Raw genomic sequence first — 20299 nt, 5'->3', positions numbered from 1 at the left:
AAGGCGCGCTATTTTGCCAGCTTTTCCTTCAAATCGCAGCACACAAAAAAAGCCAGTCATCTTTTGACTGGCTTTCAAATGGTTAGCGAGTATCACTCACGCTTAGCCTTCTTGTTTGGCCGCCTTAACCATGGCTTCTAGCTGTGGATAGGGTAGATAGCCAGGTGCAACTTGATCACCAATAATCATCGCTGGTGTACCACGCAACCCAAGCTCCATGAAGGCGCGGTAGTTGTCAGCTACCGCTTCTCCGGTTCGCTCTTTGCCCGCAAGCAGTGATTCGGTATTGGTTTTTTGCGCAATTTTCTCTAAAGAACGAGCATCATGCATACCGCGCTTTTTCATCAATAATTCATGAACCTGCGCAAAGGCCTCAGGTTTTTCCAGCCACACATTCATCGCATACACGGCAGAGTTGGTATCAAGCGATTCGATATTCTGTTGTTTTAGCGGCACGGCAATATTAATCACCTTCACATCGTCGTGGGCGGCAACCAGTTTCTGTAGCTCGTCTTCAAGCTTTTTACAGTATGGACAGTTGTAGTCCATAAAGTTAACCACGGTGACCGTCGGATCCTCCGCGCCAATCCAGCTATGGGTCTCAGACTCAAACCAGTCTCGGCGCGCGGCGAGGTTTTGTTTTAATGTCTTTTGCTGCTCAACATATTTTTGCAAGCTTTGGTTAAGATTCGCAATCAGCGCAGGGTTCGCTTCGAGCAAATCGACGATTTCATCCAGCTGTGTTTGCTCCGTATCAGATAGCGTATTAGCACTCACCGGAAAAGCCAGCATAAGAAGCACCAGCCAAGGTGCAAAAAAACGAGATAGGGACATTCGGTTTCCTTTTTTAACGTTTGTCGTCATCACAACATTCTTAACCATAGGCCAACCGGTGAGGTAAGGCCTGTTGTTATCGCAGTAATTTTTCCTTGCTCAACCACCATTACCGTCGGCGTCACTTTCACTGACAATCGACGTGAGAGTTGTCCATCTGGATCATTGACGACCGAAAAATCGTAACCATGATGAGCAAGGTATCCATTTACTTTTTTCGCTGAGCCCGAGCGTAACGCGATCGAGACCACCTGCGCATGATCACTCAACCAATCTACCGAGGGAGTCACAAAACGGCACACACCGCACCAACTCGCCCATACATAGATAAGCACGGGTTCGTGCTGCGACATGGCGAGCAAATCCTGTTGGCGGCCATCCAGCAAGCGGACCGTGTCCACAGGAAACTGACTGGTGTCGATATCACGGCTTCGCCACCAATCGACGGCAGTGCTAGATATCAGCACAAACACGATGAGCCAGCACACGTCACGCGCACCACGTTTGACCCGCTCACGCCACGACCGTTTCATTTTACTGCTCGTCATGGTGTTTTTGCCTGCTCAAGCGCGCTCATGACGGCCTTATCGGTCAAAATTACCGGCAGTGCAATGCCGTTTGGTGCACCTGGACCATAAACAATATTAAACGGCACACCATAGCGCTGGTGCTTTTGTAAATATTGCGTCACACGTTCACTGGGGCGGGTCCAGTCACCTTGCATTGCTACCACATTAGACGCGGTAATGGCATCATAAACGGGCGATTGCAATATCACACCCACTTTGTTGGCATGACAGGTAATACACCAATCCGCGGTGACATCGACAAACACCAGCTTGCCCTGGTCCACCGCTTGAGCGATCACAGCTTCATCCAACGCCACCCAATCCGGATCCGAGTTCATCGGCGTTGCCCAGCGCTCTGCCGTCAAGGAGGCGCCAACAATCGCTAATACCATAACGGCCAATAGTCCAGCTGCGCCTTTAATCGCGGCAAGCTTACCAAGGGTACGATATGTCAGCCACACACTGGTAGCAAGCAACAGTGCCCCCACTGCGATAGCGCCAACAACGCCCAGATAAGGCATCCACAGCCAGAATAGCCACACCGTGGTAGCAACCAGCAAGAGCGCAAATACCCGTTTCACGTGATTCATCCACGGACCCGGTTTAGGCAGCGTGCGAGTTAATCCAGGGAAAACCGCCACAAGCAACCACGGCAGCGCCATCCCGACCGCCAGCGCGGTAAAAATCAGCCAGAGCGCGGTCAAGGATCCCCCCAGTGCATATGCCACCGCAGTGCCTAAAAAAGGTGCCGAGCATGGTGTGGCTAGTAAGGTGGCAAATACCCCTTGGACAAAGTGACCGCTTGTTGTGTGGCCACCGCGTGTCGCAAGCCAAGTTTGCCAGCTTGATGGCAAATCAATACGCAGCACATCAAACAAGCTCAGCGCGAATAGCCAAATGACCAGCGTCATGACGCCGATAAAGATTGGACTTTGAAACTGGACGCCCCAACCCACGGCTTGCCCCGTTAGCTTTAATGTCATCAGCAGCCCAGCTATCGCCCAAAACGACACCAGAATACCGGCAGCAGAGGCCAGGAACTGGCTACGAACCACCCGACGGGTCGCATTCGGGTTGGCGACAATGCTGTTAAGTTTGAGTCCAAGTACAGGGAGCACACAGGGCATCACGTTCAAAATCAGCCCCCCCAAGAGGGCAATGCCACCAATCACCCAAACAGATAATCCGGCTTGCGACGCGACACTTCCGGCATGCACTGTGGTGCTATGCTCAGCCAGAAGCTGCTCATCAATAACAGTGACTTGAATCGGTTTACCGGTCAGCTTGGGGGGTTCTATCCAATTGGTGACATCAAAGGTCGCGGTCAGGGTGTCGCCATCACGGTGGAGACTGGGTACACCAAAGGTGTCATCAATAACCGCCTCGCCATCCACCAGCATATCTGGCTGTTGCCAAGCTTGGTTACCGGTGACAGTGACGGCGAGCTGCTGCTTGTTAGCATCCCAGACCGCAGACTCAACCTGCACACTGGGTAGCGGCTTAGGCACCTGACTCATCGCTTGGTTGAACTGATACATCCGCTCACCATCAGCCTTCAGTGCGCTGGGCGTCACGTCGAGCGAGATAGGGTAGTCAGTGATCACGCACACACTGGTGCACGAAGACAAGCGCAAGGTAGCATCCAAAGAAACCGGCTGTTGCCAGGTTTCAACCTCAAAGGTCAGCGGGAAAGTCACCTGCCCCTTGTAGCCCAACATGGTCAGGCCAAGTAGCTCGTGGCGCTTCGGTGCTGGCCAATGCCAGGTAATATCGTCCAGGTTTTGGCTATCGTTAATGATAAGCTCTGGGGCGACCCCGCCCTCGCCTGGCGAGCGCCAATAGGTTTTCCAATCGCCTTGTAAACGGACGGAAAGCAAGCCATCGAGGTGGTGAGTCTCTGGATTACCTTGACCAGTGAGCGCTAAACGCACCTCAACGGGAGGGTGATCAGGGTTAGACAGCCAACCTGTATCGGGTGTATTTGCCAGTACAGAAGGGCTGAGTAACAGTAAACATAAAGACAAAAGCGGTAGTAAGACCAAAGCTTGCCATACGCTACTTGGTGTTACGCTGCGCCAATAGTGATTGATTCGAGTCATAAATCTGTTCCTTGTTGAAAATAAATACGCCATGGAAAGAAAAGGCGCTTTATTCTCGGAACACACAAAAGCAAAGATGCCGCCGTCGATACGTGGGTGGGTCATGCGTGGGTAATACCACCGCGAGGCTGACGGTTGCCATAACGGCAAGCAACACAATCAACCACCAAAGTGGAGAAGGCAGCCAATCTAGGGTCAGTACAGAAGGATGCATCAATTGCTCAGACAGCGAACATTTCTTGCCCACTGTATTGACCTCATCACCATGCTCTCCCAAGTTGCCAACTTGGCAGGCAGCTTGCGCCCCTGATTGCAGGCTAAGCTGATTTTGCAAGGCACAAACTGCCAGAACCCATAACGCTATTGCGAGGGCCCAGCCAGCTTTAGAACGACGCGTGTACCTTTGCATTCCACCTCCTGTCGAATTGGCACTCATTATGCCCCACGCTCGAAAATAAACAATGGGTTAGCCTTGATGCTAGGCAAACGGGAGGCTAACGGTTCGCATCCCTATCTTGGCCGCGTGGTGAGCTGAATATGATCTTCCCAGTCAATCACATCAATTTCATACACCACGCTGTCTTTGACCGAAATACTCGCTTTGTGCATTGCCGCTTTTGATCCGGTGATCAGCGGGTGCCAATCAGGTAGCGGTTTATCTTCTGCCAACAAACGATAGGCACAAGTTTCTGGCAGCCAGTAAAACTCGTCGATTTTGTCGCGGGTAAGCTTCAAACAGGACTCTTCATACGAGAAACGATTAGGATAGTCTTTGCATGAGCAGGTTTTATCATCCAACAAACTGCAGGCAACGTTGGTATAGTAGAGTTCATCAGTTTCTTCATCGATCAACTTATGCAAACAACAACGGCCACAACCGTCGCATAACGACTCCCACTCCTCATCGCTCATTTGCGCTAAGGTTTTTTGTTGCCAAAAGGGCGTGCTCATGATGCTGGCTCTCTTTTTATAATAAAACCGCGCGGAGCGGCAAGACATTGCGCCGCTGTTATAACCATCATAGCGATAAAGTGCAAGCAGGCATTGGGATGGGTTGGAGAGTGTACAGCCGAATGATAAAGTGCCCGCCCCTGCACATTGAGGAAGCCGACAATATGCCCACTGCATCGACATTTTCGTGCCGTCTAGGCTGTGGCGCCTGCTGCATCGCGCCTAGTATTTCATCTCCCATTCCAGGTATGCCTTATGGTAAACCTGCAGGCACTCGCTGTGTGCAGCTCGATGACAACAATTTATGCCAGCTTTTCGGTACGCCCGACCGCCCAGGCGTTTGCGCCGCATTTGACGCCGACCCGGATGTCTGTGGCGATCATTACCAACAAGCGCTCGACAACTTGATATATCTGGAAGCGGCGACATAAAAAAGCGCTACCTCACTACAAGCTAGCGCTTTCATCATATTGGCTTGTTTTTACCGCAGTACTAGCCTTTCTGTATTATTGGCGCTTTTCTGCAGAATTAGCTTTGGATACCCACAATCAGCCAAGGCGCATTGGCTTGGGACAAGTCACGCTCAAGATGCCAGATATCAGTAATATCTTCTTCGACACCCTCCACACGGTCACAATAACGGCCGGTGAATTTTAAGCTTAACTGTGCGCGACGGCTGTCGTGATCAGCACGGACAATCTCTGCATCGACGTACATCACTTCGGTATGTTGCTCAGTACCTAAGCGCGCGCGTTCTGCCGCTAAGTCGTTGTATAACTCAGGGGTGACGTATTCTTGGATCTTTTCTAATTCATTGTGGTTCCATGCACCTTGCAAAATACGATAGTGCTCACGCGCACCACTTAAAAAACTTTGCATATCGAACTGTGGCGGAAAGTTAAACGGCACATCATTTTGCGTGTCGGCACCAAAACCACCTGTCGCAGCCCCGCTTGAGCCATCAGCCGCATGGTTTCGAAAGGCATTAGGTTGCTGATGATAATAACCTTTACTCTCACCCGCATAGGCTGGCCCTTGTGCTTGGGCCCCCGCCTTCGCTTGCGTCAATCCGCGTAAAAACTTCAGTGCAAAGTAGGCAATCAGACCCATGATCAGGATGTCCATAAACTGGATCCCCTCAAAGGCGCCGCCAAAGAAGGCCGCGAGCAGGCCACCAGCAAGCAAGCCACCCAGCAGACCACCCGCGAGCCCTTTTTTGCCGCTTTTAGTGGTATTTTGCTTGAGCGTGTTAGTGTTTGTGGTGTTATTTTTTGGCGCTGGCGAAGTTTTGAAGCTTTTACCGAAGGACTTGCCGCCGCCAAAGCGCTTCGCTTCTGCATAAGGCGCTGTGACAACAAAGACAAACATCAAAGCTGCAACAGAGAGTAATTTTTTCATGATCGCATCATCTGTGGTTTAAGACGCTTCTCATGCTAGAGTCTTTATCGATGAAGTCAATTAAAGGGAGTAAAGAAATTGTTACCAAACATCACCTCTTCGCCGTTGTTTTTGCGCGTTGAGGAACCATTTGACGCCACTGCACTCCAAGCCATTATCTAACTTAAAGACACATACAGGCCCGAACCATGAATGATACACACAGCAAAGTCGTCGGTTACCTACTCTGGATCTTTGGTTTTCTTGGTTCACACCGCTTTTATTACGGTAAACCGGTGACCGGCACTATTTGGTTTTTTACTCTAGGGCTGTTTTTAATTGGTTGGATTGTCGATTTGTTCTTAATTCCGGCCATGGATAAAGAAGCCGACCTTCGTTTTCGTAGCGGTTCGACTGACTTTACCATTGCTTGGCTTTTACTGACTTTTCTAGGGGTCTTAGGCATTCACCGTATGTATATGGGAAAGTGGATCACGGGGATTATCTACTTGTTTACGGGGGGCTTTTTCTTAGTCGGTATTCTCTACGACTTTTGGACCTTGAACGAGCAAGTCTCGATTAAAAACATGCAAACCTTTTCGTAATTATCGCTAATCCCCCGCTAACGTTATGACGGCGCAATCTTTAATGGGTTGCGCCCTCGCCTCGCATTGCTAGTATAACGCGCTGACCGCCTTGCTAAAATGGACCAATGCACTCATGAGCCAACAGTTTCAACTTTTGCGCGAGCGACGCTTTTTGCCTTATTTTATTACTCAGGCACTGGGCGCCTTTAACGACAACGTTTATAAAAACGTATTGGTGATCATGGTCGCGTTTGCCTCCGCAGATCAGCTCCCTATGGATGCCACCTTATTTATCAATGCGGCTGCCGGGCTGTTTATTCTTCCCTTTTTCTTGTTTTCAGCGTTTGCCGGTGAGCTTGCCGATAAACACGATAAAGCGTGGATTATGCGACGAGTAAAGTGGCTGGAAGTGCTGATTATGTCTTGTGCAGCCGTCGCACTGTATGTCCAAGCGTGGATCGTTCTCTTGGCTCTCTTGTTTTTAATGGGCACTCAATCGGCCTTTTTCGGTCCGGTGAAATATGCGCTGTTACCGCAAACCTTGAATGATAAAGAGCTGGTCTCTGGCAATGCGTTGGTAGAAACGGGGACATTTTTATCCATTCTGCTCGGGACATTATTAGCGGGATTTATCGCCCATCATCCTGATTCCAATCTTATTGCGGGGATTGCGGTACTCGTCTTTGCTTTACTGGGGGTGCTCTCCGCTCATGCTATCCCCCCCGCGCCAGCAGGTAACCCCGGACTCAACTTACGCTACAAACCCGTATCACTGATGCGGCAAACCTTGCGCTTTGCGCGTAAAGATAAGGTAACCCTGCAAGCGATACTAGGCATAAGCTGGTTTTGGTTTTTAGGCGCAAGTTATCTCACACAATTTCCGAAATACACGGCACTGCTCGGGGGCGGTGAAACAGGTGTCTCGTTTTTATTGACGCTATTTTCGATTGGGATCGCGGTCGGCGCATTATTGTGCGACAAACTCTCTGGCCATCGTATCGAACCTGGGATTGTGCCATTGGGCAGCATCGGTTTAACGGTGTTTGGACTGCATCTATTTTTTGCTACTCCGGCCAACCCAACACCTCACGCCGATTTGCTCGCTTTTGTCACCGACCCGGCGTTAACTTGGGTGTTTATTGATCTGCTGATGATCGGCGTTTTTGGTGGCATATTTATTGTGCCCCTGTATAGCTTGATGCAACAACGCGCCGATAAAGCCGCACGTGCGCGTGTGATTGCCGCGAACAATATCTTTAATGCCTTGTTTATGGTGGCCAGTGCCATACTGGGGATCACCATGTTGGTGGTCGTTGAGCTCTCGATTGCGGAATTTTTTCTGTTGCTCACTTCACTCAATCTGGTGGTCGCACTTTACGTCAGTAAGCTCGTGCCTATTTTTGCTCTACGCTTTTTTACCTGGATGATCACGCACACCTTATACCGTGTGACGCACAAAGATCTGCACCATATTCCCGACAAAGGGGGCGCACTGCTGATTTGTAATCATGTCAGTTATATGGATGCCCCTTTACTCGCGGGCGCCTGTCATCGCCCTATACGCTTTGTGATGTTTGAAGACTTATACAAGATCCCGGTTCTCCATTGGTTTTTCCGCACCTCAAAAGTGATCCCTATTAGTCATCGTGGCCGCACAATTCGTACCGCGATGAATGAGATCCAACGTGCGCTGGATAATGGCGAAGTCGTGCTCATTTTCCCTGAAGGACACCTTACTTATGATGGGGAGGTTGATCAGTTCCGCCGGGGTATGGACATGATATTGCAACGCTCACCTGTCCCCGTTGTGCCCCTTGCATTGCAAGGATTGTGGGGCAGTTACTTCAGCCGCCATGGCGGCAAAGCGATGTTAAAGCTTCCAAAACGGTTTTGGTCTAAGGTGACGGTTGCCGCCGGGCCAGCGGTTGAACCTGAGCAAGCAAATGCTGACTATTTGCGTGACGAAGTGATTCGCCTCCAAGAAGATAACGCTTAACTCTTCATATAAGCTTGCGCCCATTGGGCCAAAGCGTGACGAGACGGTTTGATTTGGCCGTCTTGTTGCGTCTCAGGCCAACAAAGGTAATGTGCCGGGCGCTGATACGGCGCCAGTGAGGCACAATGCTCGGCCAATATTTGGGGCGAAAAAGGGCTCGCGCTCTGCACAATGGCTAGTGGGCGATGACCGAATTCGCGATCGACAATCGGAACAACCATCGCTTGCGTCACGCCTCTCAACCGCTGTAAATGCGCTTCGATCGCTTCAGGTTGAACATTCTCGCCGCCGCAAATAAATTGATTATCTAGACGTCCGACAACGCGCAGTACCGATACCGCCTGCTGGGTCTGCCAACGGCCGAGATCCCGCGACGCAAGGCCTTGCTCTGCATCTAAGCGGTGTAGCTGGCCCGCTTGCCAATATCCCAAAGCTAACGTCTCACCACGATGGATAATCTCACCATCGTCACGTATCTGCACATCACGATAAGGCAGCGGCGCGCCGACATCATCTTGACCATCGGCACGCTTTAACGTCACGGTTGATGCCGTTTCCGTCATACCATAGCCGCACCAGCAGGCAATACCCATCGCTTCGGCGTCTTGGGTTAAAGCGGTAGGGATCGCCGCACCGCCTAATAATACATGGGCCAAACGCCATGGTTCGGCCTCGTCCTTCAATGCGGGCAAGACACGATAGAGCTGGGTTGGGACCAGTGATGCATGGGTCACCCGTTTTAACGCATTGACTAAGTGCTCGCCTCGACACGGATAAATGCCAAGCTCCCCCCCGGCTAACAACCAACGCCACACAATGGCAAGACCAGAGACGTGATAAAGCGGTAAAGAAAGCAACCAACGATCCGGCGTTTGAGAGGCACGGACGCCTGTAAACGGTAGCCGCTTGATCAGACCGGCAGCACTGGCAAGATGCTGACGCGCGCCGTGTACCACCGCTTTGGGCGCGCCAGTCGATCCTGACGTCAAGGTAAGGGTTAACGGCATGTCGATATGCCAAGGCGCCATATTGCGTGCCGATTGCGCGTCAGGCACCGATTGGTGAGCGTGGGCCCATTGAAAAGGACCTAGATTATCGAGCACTGCCGTTTGTACATCCGCACTTAATGCCTGATTTAACACCAAGGTTTGTTTACCGGCTTGCCAAGCAGCCAACAAGGTGACCACCAAAGACTGCAGGGCATCGTGGCTATTTAATACCACCACTGGCGCATCATTGAACGTCCGATGCTGGGCATCGACTAAAGCACGCAACGCCTGCCATGTGAGGGGGGTCTCGCTATCTATCGCGATGGCATCAGGCGCGTCAGCCGCCCAGTAACGCCACGGCCAGGTGTTAAAAGCAAAGCATGGCGACGTCACAAGGTATTGACCCAAATTAACGGCTGGTCATCGAGTGGAATCAAAGGCTGATTGGCGCCAGGCCAGGTTCGATCCAGCTGTTGTTCAAACACGCCCAAGGTATCGAGCCCAGGCACAACATTCGGGGTGAGCGAGCTGGCAACGCGCGATAATTGCGTCAGTCCCAAGCTGGTTTCAAGTGATGAGCTAATGACGGCTATTTTACCGAGTGCGTGTGCGCGTGTAACGGATTGACTCACCTGCGCGAAATCACCCATCATTGTTGGTTTGATCACCCAAGTCCTTACATGATCACTTTCTTTTAACCCTGTGTCGTCGCTATCTCGCAAGGTTTCATCCCATGCTAATGGCACCCCTAATGCCTCTGCTTGAGCAAGAGACTGATAAGGATCACGACAGGGCTCTTCAATCCAGCTTATTCGCGCTTGATGCGCCTGACTCAGACCACACCAAAAGGCCGCAAATTGTTCAGGCCGCCAACGACGGTTAGCATCAAGACGCAACCTAAGGTGAGGAATGGCATCGAGCAACGTGGTCACCATTAAGCGATCACGCGCCACTTCATACTCACCCACTTTAACTTTGGCTTGATCGGATGGATCATCCGAGTGCGGGCCATCCGAATGCGGGCCACCCGACACATGTCCCAGTGCGGCGAATAGCGCGTCCGGATCCCCGGTACACACGGGCACCGTCTGAAACGAGGACGGGGTCGGCAAGCGTTGATCCAACTCCGCTTGGGCAATGCTTAACCCCCATGCAACCGAAGGTGGCAATTGGGGCATGGCGATATTACGGTGATCACACCAAACAGCAGTCGCGGCAATCAGAGCGTGCCGTGCTTCGGCGAAGGTTTCCTGACTAAATCCAGGCAAAGGGGCAATTTCGCCCCACCCGCGTTGTGCGCCTTCGCTTAATTCCACCACCAAGCCTTCACGCTGGGTTAAACGCTGGTCACGTAAAAATAGACCGGCAGTGACCGGCAAGGTGTATTGATATATCCGTGCCTGTCTCATAAAGACCTCTATGGGTTGCGTGGGAAACGATCAAACTCTGGCCGACGTTTCTCGTTAAAGGCATTTCGCCCTTCTTGCCCTTCGTCGGTCATGTAAAACATCATGGTGGCGTTGCCGGCTAATTCTTGAAGCCCTGCTTGACCATCGCAATCGGCATTGAGTGCCGCTTTTAAACACCGCAATGCCATTGGGCTATGCTGCAGCACCTCGCGACACCAGCGTACGGTCTCTCGCTCGAGCTCGTCCAAGGGCACCACTGTATTGACCAGTCCCATGTCCAACGCTTCTTGCGCATTGTAAAAACGGCAAAGGAACCAGATTTCACGCGCTTTTTTCTGCCCCACAATCCGCGCCATATAAGAGGCACCCCAGCCGCCGTCGAAACTGCCTACTTTGGGGCCTGTTTGACCAAATTGGGCGTTATCGGCCGCAATGGTTAGATCACACATCATATGCAGAACATGACCACCACCGACAGCATAACCGGCAACCGCGGCAATCACAGGTTTGGGACAGGTGCGGATCTGACGCTGGAAGTCGAGCACATTCAGGTGATGAGTGCCTTCGTCGTCTTGATAGCCGCCATAATCACCACGTACCGATTGATCGCCCCCAGAGCAAAATGCTTTTTCGCCTAAACCGGTCAGAATGATCACGCCTACTCGGCTGTCATAGCGAGCATCAGCGAGCGCTTGCATCATTTCTTTAACGGTTTGCGGACGAAACGCATTACGAACCTGAGGGCGGTTAATAGTGATACGCGCAATACCATCGGCGGATTTGTGATACAAAATATCGCTAAACGTTAGCTCAGTCGGCATCCAGTCAATGGGTGCATACAGTTCTTGTTCGGTCATTCCCGGCGTTACAGCCATGGCTTTCCCCTTAATTGGTTGATGGGGTACAAGGCCCCGAAAATTGGAAGATAAAAATCGTTACGCTGATAACCGGTCGTTATCTGATAGCACCTGCACAAACGACGACGGATTGGCCCAATGACAATTATGTCCCGCCCCTTTTATCAAAGTGAAGGGGATCCCGGTTGTGCGCTGTAGCGAGTGGGCCAACGAGATAAACTTAGGATCTTGCTCCCCACAAAGGTAGTCAATCGACAACCCTTGTCGCAACGCATCACCTAATGCGGGACGCAGATCAGCTTGCCGACCGAGCGATGTGGCATCGAGCATAGCGGCAATCGCGGGCCCATGGTTGTCACCACGCACTGTCATCAGTTTGGCGCGCTGCGTCGCATCAAGGGATTGAAACACCGATTGCTGATACCAATCGTTTAATACCATCGAGAGCGGCTCATGCGTAAAGCGCTGAGCCCAGGCTTGATCGTGGGCCAACCGTTGATGACGTTCATGGCGATGCAGTAAACCAGGGTGTCCCGCTTCGAGGAATACGCCCTGCCAACGAGCTGGATACGCGGTGGCTAAATGCATCGCGATGCGCGCACCAAGCGAATACCCCACTAAATACGCTGGCTGATTACCCCACACCTGGTCACAGGTCTGGCGCACCGCGTCGACAGTAGTGGCAAAATCAACGCTTGGACAATCAACACTGTCACCATGGCCGGGTAAATCAAGACAGAGCCAGTGACAGGCTTTTAAGCGCGAGGTAACACCTTGCCAATCTTGTTGACTCCCCAGCAAACCGTGCAAAAAAACCACCTTGGGACCGTCCACCTTGCCCCCCTGCTGATATCCCAACATCACCCCTCCTGCGCTGCCATATTGGCAAGTTGCTCTGTTAAGATTTTCCCCGCTTCACCCGCGGGCGTCACCACTTCAATCACATCAGTCCCTGGTGTATTAAACGCTTGGACGAGCGCAGCAGCGAGATCAGATTCGCAGGTTGGTTGTTGATAGTTCAAGGAAAACTGCGCGGCAACCTGCTCAAAGTGCAGACCGTGCGGCATGCGATAATAGGCGTCACAAAGCTGCGGATCGACTGGCAAGGAATCAAAAATGCCGCCGCCATTGTTATTGAGGATAAGCATGGCTGCCGGGGCAGCCGTCTCACGCCATAGTGCAAGACTATTAAGATCGTAAAGCGCGCTCGTGTCGCCAAGCACCACCAGCATCGGCTGACGTCGGCATCGCTGAACGCCTGCAGCGCAGGCAAATAGCCCATCAATGCCTGACGCACCGCGATTGGCAAACACCGGATAGGCGCCAAGTTGCGACCAAATATCCGCCAAACGAATCGCTAGGCTGTTGCCGATAAAAATATCGACGTGCTCGGGAAGCATCGTGGGTAATTGTTGAAATAAGCGGTGCTCTGACAGCAATGAGGGAGAGAGCCTGTCAGTCGCTTTCTCCATCTGTGCTCTCGCCTCATTCGTCAATGTTTGTTGCCAAACAAGGGGCGAGCCCACCGACGATGTGAACCCTTCAGACGTTGAGCACGCCGCACTCACCTGGTCAGTCAGTGCATCAAGCCATAACGACCAGTGGCGCTTGTCGACAACACACTGTTCAATAGCCCGATGATGAGGATCAAGTGGCTGCGCATTATCCGTCACCAACCAATATTGCGCAGAGGTTTGCGCCAACCATTGTCCCAAGCGTTTTGACACTAAACGCCCGCCGAGCTGGATCACCCATTGCGCCTGAGACAACTGCGCCTGCAAGTTGGGATGGTTTAACCAAAGATCGTAGCCAGGTGCTGTGCTCGTGATGCCCGATTGCGGGTCGGCTAATACCACCGCATTCAGCGCTGTGGCTAAGCGGTTAACCGATGCTGATAATCCGTGCGGCAGCGCACCCGCCACAATCACCGTTTTTACGGGGCGATCGGATGGCAAACTGGGCGGGAGGCTATCTCGCTCTATCGGCGTAGAAAACCGTCCATGATGGCGCGTATAGCTTTGTTGGCTTTGATACCAGTTAGCAATCGGCGCACGGATCTCAGCCTCAAGCGCTGCATCTCGTTCGCCATAGAATGGCTCTCGAAACGGGCAATTAATATGCACACTGCCACCACATGCCGCTTGATGGGCAAGCACCTGATCCACCTTGGTCAATAAAGCACTCAGTGGCATCCCCGCGTCTGGCGTAGGTAAATCCAGTTGGGCAGTAACATGGGACGAAAACAGATCGCGCTGCACAATCGCTTGGTTCGCCCCGCAATCGACCAATTCAAACGGACGGTCTGCAGACAGAATAATTAATGGCTCACCGGTTAACCCGCTCTCGACTACTGCAGGCAAACAATTCGCCACCGCGGTTCCGGAAGTGACAATCACCGCCACCGGTGCCTGTCCGGCTTTGGCTAAGCCTAAGGCAAGATAACCAAGACCACGTTCATCAAAGTGACAATGTAAGGTCACCGGACGCTGAGGGTGCTGACTTTGTTTCACGGCGGCCAGTGTGAGCGGCGTCGATCGCGATCCTGGGGCAATACAAATATGTTTGACGCCCAAGCGCGATAACTCGTCGATAAGGGTTTCGGCCCATATATGCGTGAGTGTCAGCGACATTAACACACTCCAACAATGGCGTCGTCGTGCTCGTGGGCATGACGATAAGGGAGACACTGACGCATGGTCGTCAGTTTGTTATCTAACTCTTGCCACTCAGCCTCAGGATCAGAGCCGGGAACAATTCCTGCCCCCGCAAATAAATCCACCGTATTATCGGTCAATTGCGCGCTTCGGATCGCCACACAAAATTGGCTTTCACGTTGTGAAATATAGCCCACGGCTCCACTGTAACGACCGCGTGTGATCCCTTGTTCGGCGAGAAACGCGCGGGCCGTATCACGAGGAAGTCCCGCCACCGCAGCAGTCGGTTGAAGCGCGCCCAAGATCACACTGTCATCGACACCAGGACCAACGATGGCACTAATACGACGACGCAAATGCTGAAGATGACGGAGCACAATCAAATGGGGTTCAGGATCAACGGTAATCGTTAACGAATGACGCCGTAAGCCGGCAAAAATATCATCAACGACCAACTGATTCTCATGAACGTTTTTACTGTCGTTTAGCAACCACTCACCGAGATGATGATCTTCACTAAAGCTCGCGCCGCGACGTACGGTGCCCGCGACCGCTTCTGTGGTCACGCGACAATCTCGACGCCGATAGAGTCGCTCTGGGGTCGATCCGACAAAAGCATCTTCAGGTCCCGTTGCGAACAGAAAATGGAAACTCTCGCTGTTATGTTGTTGGCTGTGGCTAAGAAGCTGTCCACCGCTCACCGCCCCGTCCAAGGTTAAACGGGTTTGCCGCGCAAGCACCACTTTTTTCAGCTCAGTGTGGGCCATGTTTGACAATGCACGCGTCACCGAGTGACACCATTGATGATGGTTTGGGGTATGTACTTCTTGACGGATCCGTCCAGCCATCGGCGCGAGGGGTCGGCCTTGCCAGATAATTTGGCTGAGAATAGCTTGGCTGTCGGTTTCAGCGATAAGATTGACACAAAGCTGCCACTGCTTATCGCGACGAATAAGCTCCACCACGGGAAGAAAGAAATCACCACTGCCTGGTGTATCATCAAACGCAACGCATCCCCAGATTCGCTGCTCGGGTAATAAGCTAGCCTGCGCCTGCTGAATTTGCGTAAACTGACGACAAGCGCCCAGTACTAGCACCTCTTCCCGGCCATCACGCGACTGCCAATAGCTTTTCGGGTAGACAGGCTGGGCGTCTAGCCACGCAATCGGTGATAAATCTCCTGGCCAAGTAAAATCGGTTTGCAACTGTGTTGGCGCTTGACTGATCGCCAACTGGCTTTGCAAGTGATTGGCCGCTTGAATCAAGGTAGTCACGACATCCTCCAACCGCCTAGGCGGCAGTCCTATTCGCAAGTCTGTACCTGCTGCTATTTATGTAGCACGTTATTCTTGCTTGTCAGTCTAACCTGTCAGGGCATAAGACAAATATGCGCTAGATCAGTCTTCGGTTAAAATTGGCTGATTTTTTGCCGACACAAGCGAAACAGCACTCGATTCAACCAATACTGATCAAATCGATCAACCATCTTTCGAAGAGGGTGAGAAATAGTGTAAGTTACTTAAAAAGCCTAATAACAATTTTCACCTTTGATTGACAGGAAGGGTAATGCAACCAATCGGTATGTCCGCCAAGCTGGATAATGTCTGTTATGACATTCGCGGCCCAGTGATGAAAGAAGCCAAACGGCTAGAAGAGGAAGGCCACCGGATTTTAAAGCTCAATATCGGCAATCCTGCGCCGTTTGGTTTTGATGCCCCAGACGAAATCCTGGTCGATGTGATTCGGAATTTGCCGACCTCGCAAGGATATTGTGATTCGAAAGGCCTTTATTCAGCCCGAAAAGCCGTTGTACAGCACTACCAAAAGCGCGGCTTGATGGATCTGGATGTCGAAGATGTCTACCTGGGCAATGGCGCCTCCGAACTGATCGTCATGGCCATGCAAGCGTTACTGAATAATGGCGATGAGCTACTCGTGCCCTCGCCGGATTATCCACTTTGGACAGCCGCAGCATCGTTATCAGGCGGTAATCCAGTCCACTATCTGTGTGATGAGGAATCTGATTGGTATCCAGATTTAGACGATATCAAGCGCAAAATTACGCCAAAGACTCGCGGACTGGTGCTGATTAACCCCAATAACCCGACCGGCGCCGTCTATAGCCGTGACTTTTTGTTGCAGGTTGTCGAGCTGGCCCGCCAGCATAATTTGATCATTTTTGCCGACGAGATTTACGATAAAATTCTCTATGACGGGGCGCAGCATTATTCTATCGCTACCCTCGCTCCCGATGTGCTTTGTTTGACCTTTAACGGTTTGTCTAAAGCGTATCGAGTCTGTGGTTTTCGTGCCGGTTGGATGCTCGTGACCGGGCCCAAACAGCATGCGCGTGGTTATATCGATGGGCTTGAAATGCTGGCGTCGATGCGCCTGTGTGCCAACGTACCGATGCAGCATGCAATTCAAACTGCGCTCGGCGGCTATCAAAGCATTAACGAATTGATCCTGCCGGGCGGTCGATTACTGGAGCAGCGCGACAAAGCCTATGAGCTGATCAATCAGATCCCTGGTGTCAGTTGTAAAAAACCCAAGGGAGCATTGTATTTGTTTCCTAAAATCGACACCAAGCGCTACAGCATCCATAACGACGAAAAGCTGATGCTCGACTTTTTGTTGCAAGAAAAAGTCCTCATGGTGCACGGCACCGGCTTTAACTGGCAACAGCCGGACCATTTCCGGTTAGTCACGCTCCCGCGGGTGGATGATTTGGAAATGGCAATCAGTCGTTTTGAGCGTTTTCTCTGCGGTTATAGCCAAGCCACCTAACGGCTTGATCGACCTTGCGTTTATTATCAAGCAGCGGTAAAACGCTGCTTGATTCCGTTATTAAACAGTGACCATCATGTCTCGATACTGCTCATCTTGCCATAAAGCGAAAGCCATTTGCGTATGCGATGCCATTACACCAATCACCAATACAATCCCGGTGATTATCTTGCAGCATCCCGATGAAGTCTCGCACCCGAAAAACAGTGCTTGTTTACTCGCGTTAGCATTAGAGCATTGTGAGCGTTGGATAGGAGAAGATTTTAGCGAGCACCGCGCGCTGAATGAAAGGCTCGCACGGTCCCAGCGCCGCTATGCAGTGTTATATCCGGGCGAGCATGCTATCGCTCTATCATCGCTGACCAAGCCATTAGCATCAGCCAAAGAAAGCGACCGCGAGATACCATGGGGGATCATATTACTCGACGGAACATGGAAAAAAGCTTACAAACTGTATCAGTTATCAAAGAATCTCCATGATTTACCCACAGTCAAGATTACCACCATGCCACCGAGCCAATACACCATCCGCAAAAGTAGTAAGCTAGGGGCCCTTTCGACCCTTGAGGCCGGATTTGCTGCACTGAGTGAGTTAAGTGGTGATCGTGAACATTATCAGCCCTTACTCACAAGCTTTGAGGCGATGATCGAACGCCAGCTTGCCTTTATGCCGGCATCATCCAATCATCCCCGTCCTAGCGAATAGCGTACAGGGGACCGTTACTCGCGGCGGTAAACATGGTGCTGTGTAGCTTCTGAGCAAAACTGTCTGTCATCGACGATAAGTAATCGGCAATCACGCGCATGCCCGACTCCCCTGCGGTTTGTGCTGTTAACCAATCTTGTCGATAGTCTTTAGGCAACAGGCGCTCGGGATCAGAGGCAAAGGCGTCAAACAACTCCATCACCAATTGCTGACCTTTATACTCAACCACCTGAAGCTCAGGCTGCTTCACTACAAATTCACTGACAAATCGCTTCAGTACCTCCAGCACGCCAGCCATCACCTCGGTTAGATAGGCGTTCCAGGCTAACAAAGGAGACGTAAAGCGGTAGGTACCATCTTGAACCGTCGGGGCCACCTCGACGGAGGTTAATAAGGTGTTGACCAAGGCCCCGATCGCATCTTTGCGCTCATACGGAGGACCGAACATTTGTTCGCTCAGTTCACCAATATTGGCTTCTAACCAAGGATCGCCGCATTCAGCGATATAACTTGCCACGGCCTCTTGCCATTGTTCGCGGGTGACCAATCCCATCACAATTGCATCTTCCAGATCATGGACACCATAAGCGATGTCATCCGCTAACTCCATAATGGAGCAATCCAACGACTTATAACGCGTCTTGCGATGCTGGTCAGCAGGCGTGTTGTCTCTGAACGTCAAAAATAACGCCCGATCGGCGGCACTGAACGGCTCAAGTACCCAGTTTCGGCGTACACTGTCATGATCATAAATACCTTTAGCAGGTTGCCAATCACGCGCTTTGAGATGACGAAAGTCGCTGACAGGCGTTGGCTGTGAACCATTGTGTGCGGCGCTAATAAACGCGGGGTATTTCATTACGCCCAGCAAAGTACGACGCGCCAAGTTCATGCCATGATGTTGGGTATAAGGTTCAAGCAGCGTCACGATCCGAAATGTCTGGGCATTGCCTTCGAAGCCACCGTCGTTTCGCATCATATAATTTAATGCCACTTCACCACCGTGTCCGTATGGCGGGTGGCCAATGTCATGGGCAAGACATAAGCTTTCCATCAGCCCAGTGGACGGTAAAAGTGGCCGAAACTCAGGCTGTCTTTCTTTAAGCTGCGCAACAATGCCGGTGCCAATTTGTGACACCTCGAGCGAGTGGGTTAAACGGGTGCGATAAAAGTCGCTATGCTCAGCCCCCAACACCTGTGTTTTGGCTTGTAAGCGGCGAAATGCGGCTGAATGTAAAATACGCGCACGGTCACGCTGATAAACGGTACGCTTATCATGACGGCGCTTCTTGTTCTCATTGCTCATCTGGCGTGTTTGCCAGGTATCTGGTAGTTCAAAATCCATCGTCACTGATCTCATCCAGCGATAAGGTGAAGCTATCCACGAAGGTGGCCATAAAGTAATCGGTGGCTGGCGAACGACGCTTTTCTAGTGATGCTTCAAGTCGCTTCTTAGCTTGCTCAAATTCATGATTACCGGCAGCGATTTCTTCCAGACACTTTAAGTAAGCACATAAAATATCCGCTTGTTTCACCAACAAATAATCATCTGGATCAATATGGTCTGAATCAATCAACCCGCTGTATTCATCCTGCAGCTCTGGCGGCAGCATGGCGATCAACTTTTTCTCCGCCATTTTCTCGATTTTTTTATATTCAGCGGCAATCGACGGATTAAAGTATTTGACCGGGGTGGGTAAATCGCCTGTGATGACTTCGCTACAGTCATGAAACATCGCCAGTACCGCAATACGTTCTGGCTGGTACTGCCCTTCAAAACGTTTATTGTGAATAAGCGCTAAGGCGTGGGCGACAAACGCGACTTGTAAACTGTGTTCAGAGATATTTTCGACGGAAACATTGCGCATCAAAGGCCAACGGTAAATCAGCTTCATCCGGGCAAGATGAGCAAAAAAGTGACTTTGTTTGTGAGTCATTGCGTCCTGCTACTTTCCTACAACCAGATTTCATTGTGTGCATTCCGGCCGGCAGACACAAGGATTATTCGCGCAAAGACGGTGACGCCTTTGCGCTGAACTCTCCATCACTATGACGACACGTTAATTCGGTCGCGGTTTTTCTCCAGTGTCGATGCGCCAATGCCTTTTACTTCGACTAAATCGTCTGGTGAGGCGAACTTTCCGTGTTTCTGGCGATAGTCGACGATGGCTTTCGCTTTAGCAGGGCCAATACCGCGGAGCTGCTCTGAGAGGATTTGTACACTGGCAGTGTTAATATCCACCGAGCGCGTCTCAACCTGTTCAGAGGACTGAGACGCATCTTGACTGGCGCTTAGCACAGTGGGTGCAGTCACTAGTGCCAACACAAATAGAATACTGGATAGTAGGTGTTTCATTTTTGATCTCCATGTCATCAATATCGCCGACACGGTAAATCACTGCTTGCGCCTTTTCATGTCCCCGCAAACAGAAAAACGACGCAGGACAAAATCCTAGCGTCGTTTTTCTATTTTCACACAAACGA

Annotated in this window: 20 protein-coding genes; 5 read left to right on the top strand and 15 right to left on the bottom strand. The window is 51.3% G+C overall.

The window, feature by feature from the left end; translation table 11 throughout:
- Positions 1 to 102: 102 nt before the first annotated feature.
- From HLG76_RS07290 to HLG76_RS07270, 5 genes are all read right to left on the bottom strand, one after another.
- The gene (locus HLG76_RS07290) at positions 103 to 834 is read right to left on the bottom strand and encodes a DsbA family protein (RefSeq protein ID WP_175993371.1); all 732 of its coding nucleotides are present in this window, start codon (positions 832 to 834) and stop codon (positions 103 to 105) included.
- A gap of 29 nt (positions 835 to 863) precedes the next feature.
- Positions 864 to 1382: a protein disulfide oxidoreductase gene (locus HLG76_RS07285; RefSeq protein ID WP_175993370.1), complete on the bottom strand. Its 519-nt coding sequence runs from the start codon at positions 1380 to 1382 to the stop codon at positions 864 to 866.
- Positions 1379 to 3502 carry a protein-disulfide reductase DsbD gene (locus HLG76_RS07280; RefSeq protein ID WP_175993369.1) on the bottom strand — a complete coding sequence of 708 codons (2124 nt, stop codon included), beginning with the start codon at positions 3500 to 3502 and terminating at the stop codon, positions 1379 to 1381. Before HLG76_RS07280 ends, HLG76_RS07285 begins: the two co-directional genes overlap by 4 nt.
- A 49-nt stretch (positions 3503 to 3551) precedes the next feature.
- Entirely contained in the window at positions 3552 to 3911 is a 360-nt protein-coding gene (locus tag HLG76_RS07275) for a hypothetical protein (RefSeq protein ID WP_077460358.1), read from the bottom strand.
- A 101-nt stretch (positions 3912 to 4012) separates the two neighbouring features.
- Positions 4013 to 4453, bottom strand: a complete 441-nt coding sequence (locus tag HLG76_RS07270) for a YcgN family cysteine cluster protein (RefSeq protein WP_175993368.1) — start codon at positions 4451 to 4453, stop codon at positions 4013 to 4015.
- A gap of 164 nt (positions 4454 to 4617) precedes the next feature.
- Here HLG76_RS07270 and HLG76_RS07265 point away from each other — a divergent pair, with 164 nt between their 5' ends.
- Positions 4618 to 4884, top strand: coding sequence for a YkgJ family cysteine cluster protein (locus HLG76_RS07265; protein ID WP_021022267.1), 267 nt, complete (start codon positions 4618 to 4620; stop codon positions 4882 to 4884).
- A 97-nt stretch (positions 4885 to 4981) separates the two neighbouring features.
- On the opposite strand, the gene HLG76_RS07260 is transcribed toward HLG76_RS07265, so the two are convergent.
- A complete protein-coding gene (locus HLG76_RS07260; RefSeq protein WP_175993367.1) occupies positions 4982 to 5851 on the bottom strand; it encodes a Tim44 domain-containing protein in 870 nt (289 codons plus the stop codon).
- A 188-nt stretch (positions 5852 to 6039) separates the two neighbouring features.
- On the opposite strand from HLG76_RS07260, the gene HLG76_RS07255 reads away from it, so the two are divergent.
- Positions 6040 to 6435 carry a TM2 domain-containing protein gene (locus tag HLG76_RS07255; protein ID WP_021022265.1) on the top strand — a complete coding sequence of 132 codons (396 nt, stop codon included), beginning with the start codon at positions 6040 to 6042 and terminating at the stop codon, positions 6433 to 6435.
- Positions 6436 to 6550: 115 nt separating this feature from the next.
- A complete protein-coding gene (locus tag HLG76_RS07250) occupies positions 6551 to 8413 on the top strand; it encodes an MFS transporter (RefSeq protein WP_175993366.1) in 1863 nt (620 codons plus the stop codon).
- Here the strand turns inward: HLG76_RS07250 and HLG76_RS07245 are convergent.
- From HLG76_RS07245 to HLG76_RS07220, 6 genes are read right to left on the bottom strand one after another with little or no spacing between them, the layout of a single operon-like run.
- Positions 8410 to 9795, bottom strand: coding sequence for an AMP-binding protein (locus HLG76_RS07245; RefSeq protein WP_175993365.1), 1386 nt, complete (start codon positions 9793 to 9795; stop codon positions 8410 to 8412). The two genes, HLG76_RS07250 and HLG76_RS07245, sit on opposite strands and share 4 nt — an antisense overlap.
- A complete protein-coding gene (gene menC, locus HLG76_RS07240) occupies positions 9792 to 10811 on the bottom strand; it encodes an o-succinylbenzoate synthase (RefSeq protein WP_077774287.1) in 1020 nt (339 codons plus the stop codon). The genes HLG76_RS07245 and menC overlap by 4 nt, the downstream gene beginning before the upstream one ends.
- Positions 10812 to 10819: 8 nt before the next feature.
- Positions 10820 to 11686 (bottom strand): 1,4-dihydroxy-2-naphthoyl-CoA synthase, encoded by an 867-nt coding sequence (gene menB / locus HLG76_RS07235; RefSeq protein WP_077576286.1) that lies wholly within the window; start codon positions 11684 to 11686, stop codon positions 10820 to 10822.
- Positions 11687 to 11746: 60 nt separating this feature from the next.
- On the bottom strand, positions 11747 to 12529 hold the full coding sequence (gene menH / locus HLG76_RS07230) for a 2-succinyl-6-hydroxy-2,4-cyclohexadiene-1-carboxylate synthase (RefSeq protein ID WP_077576285.1): 783 nt from the start codon (positions 12527 to 12529) through the stop codon (positions 11747 to 11749).
- A complete protein-coding gene (menD, locus tag HLG76_RS07225) occupies positions 12529 to 14298 on the bottom strand; it encodes a 2-succinyl-5-enolpyruvyl-6-hydroxy-3-cyclohexene-1-carboxylic-acid synthase (protein WP_175993364.1) in 1770 nt (589 codons plus the stop codon). The genes menH and menD overlap by 1 nt, the downstream gene beginning before the upstream one ends.
- Positions 14298 to 15596: an isochorismate synthase MenF gene (locus HLG76_RS07220; RefSeq protein ID WP_158011317.1), complete on the bottom strand. Its 1299-nt coding sequence runs from the start codon at positions 15594 to 15596 to the stop codon at positions 14298 to 14300. Before HLG76_RS07220 ends, menD begins: the two co-directional genes overlap by 1 nt.
- Positions 15597 to 15888: 292 nt before the next feature.
- On the opposite strand from HLG76_RS07220, the gene HLG76_RS07215 reads away from it, so the two are divergent.
- Together HLG76_RS07215 and HLG76_RS07210 are read left to right on the top strand one after the other, a co-directional pair.
- Positions 15889 to 17109, top strand: coding sequence for a pyridoxal phosphate-dependent aminotransferase (locus HLG76_RS07215; protein WP_021022257.1), 1221 nt, complete (start codon positions 15889 to 15891; stop codon positions 17107 to 17109).
- A 76-nt stretch (positions 17110 to 17185) separates the two neighbouring features.
- Positions 17186 to 17815, top strand: coding sequence for a tRNA-uridine aminocarboxypropyltransferase (locus tag HLG76_RS07210; RefSeq protein WP_077774289.1), 630 nt, complete (start codon positions 17186 to 17188; stop codon positions 17813 to 17815).
- Here HLG76_RS07210 and HLG76_RS07205 read toward each other — a convergent pair.
- From HLG76_RS07205 to HLG76_RS07195, 3 genes are all read right to left on the bottom strand, one after another.
- The gene (locus tag HLG76_RS07205) at positions 17805 to 19160 is read right to left on the bottom strand and encodes an anti-phage deoxyguanosine triphosphatase (protein WP_021022255.1); all 1356 of its coding nucleotides are present in this window, start codon (positions 19158 to 19160) and stop codon (positions 17805 to 17807) included. The two genes, HLG76_RS07210 and HLG76_RS07205, sit on opposite strands and share 11 nt — an antisense overlap.
- The gene (gene yfbR / locus HLG76_RS07200) at positions 19150 to 19752 is read right to left on the bottom strand and encodes a 5'-deoxynucleotidase (RefSeq protein WP_021022254.1); all 603 of its coding nucleotides are present in this window, start codon (positions 19750 to 19752) and stop codon (positions 19150 to 19152) included. Before yfbR ends, HLG76_RS07205 begins: the two co-directional genes overlap by 11 nt.
- 110 nt (positions 19753 to 19862) lie before the next feature.
- Entirely contained in the window at positions 19863 to 20171 is a 309-nt protein-coding gene (locus HLG76_RS07195; RefSeq protein WP_021022253.1) for a helix-hairpin-helix domain-containing protein, read from the bottom strand.
- Between the last annotated feature and the right edge of the window lie 128 nt (positions 20172 to 20299).

The sequence above is a fragment of the Salinivibrio sp. EAGSL genome (assembly GCF_013366455.1).
Classification (GTDB): Bacteria; Pseudomonadota; Gammaproteobacteria; order Enterobacterales; family Vibrionaceae; genus Salinivibrio; species Salinivibrio costicola.
Note: the sequence above shows the minus strand (reverse complement) of the source record. Positions and strands in the feature narration are given on the sequence as shown.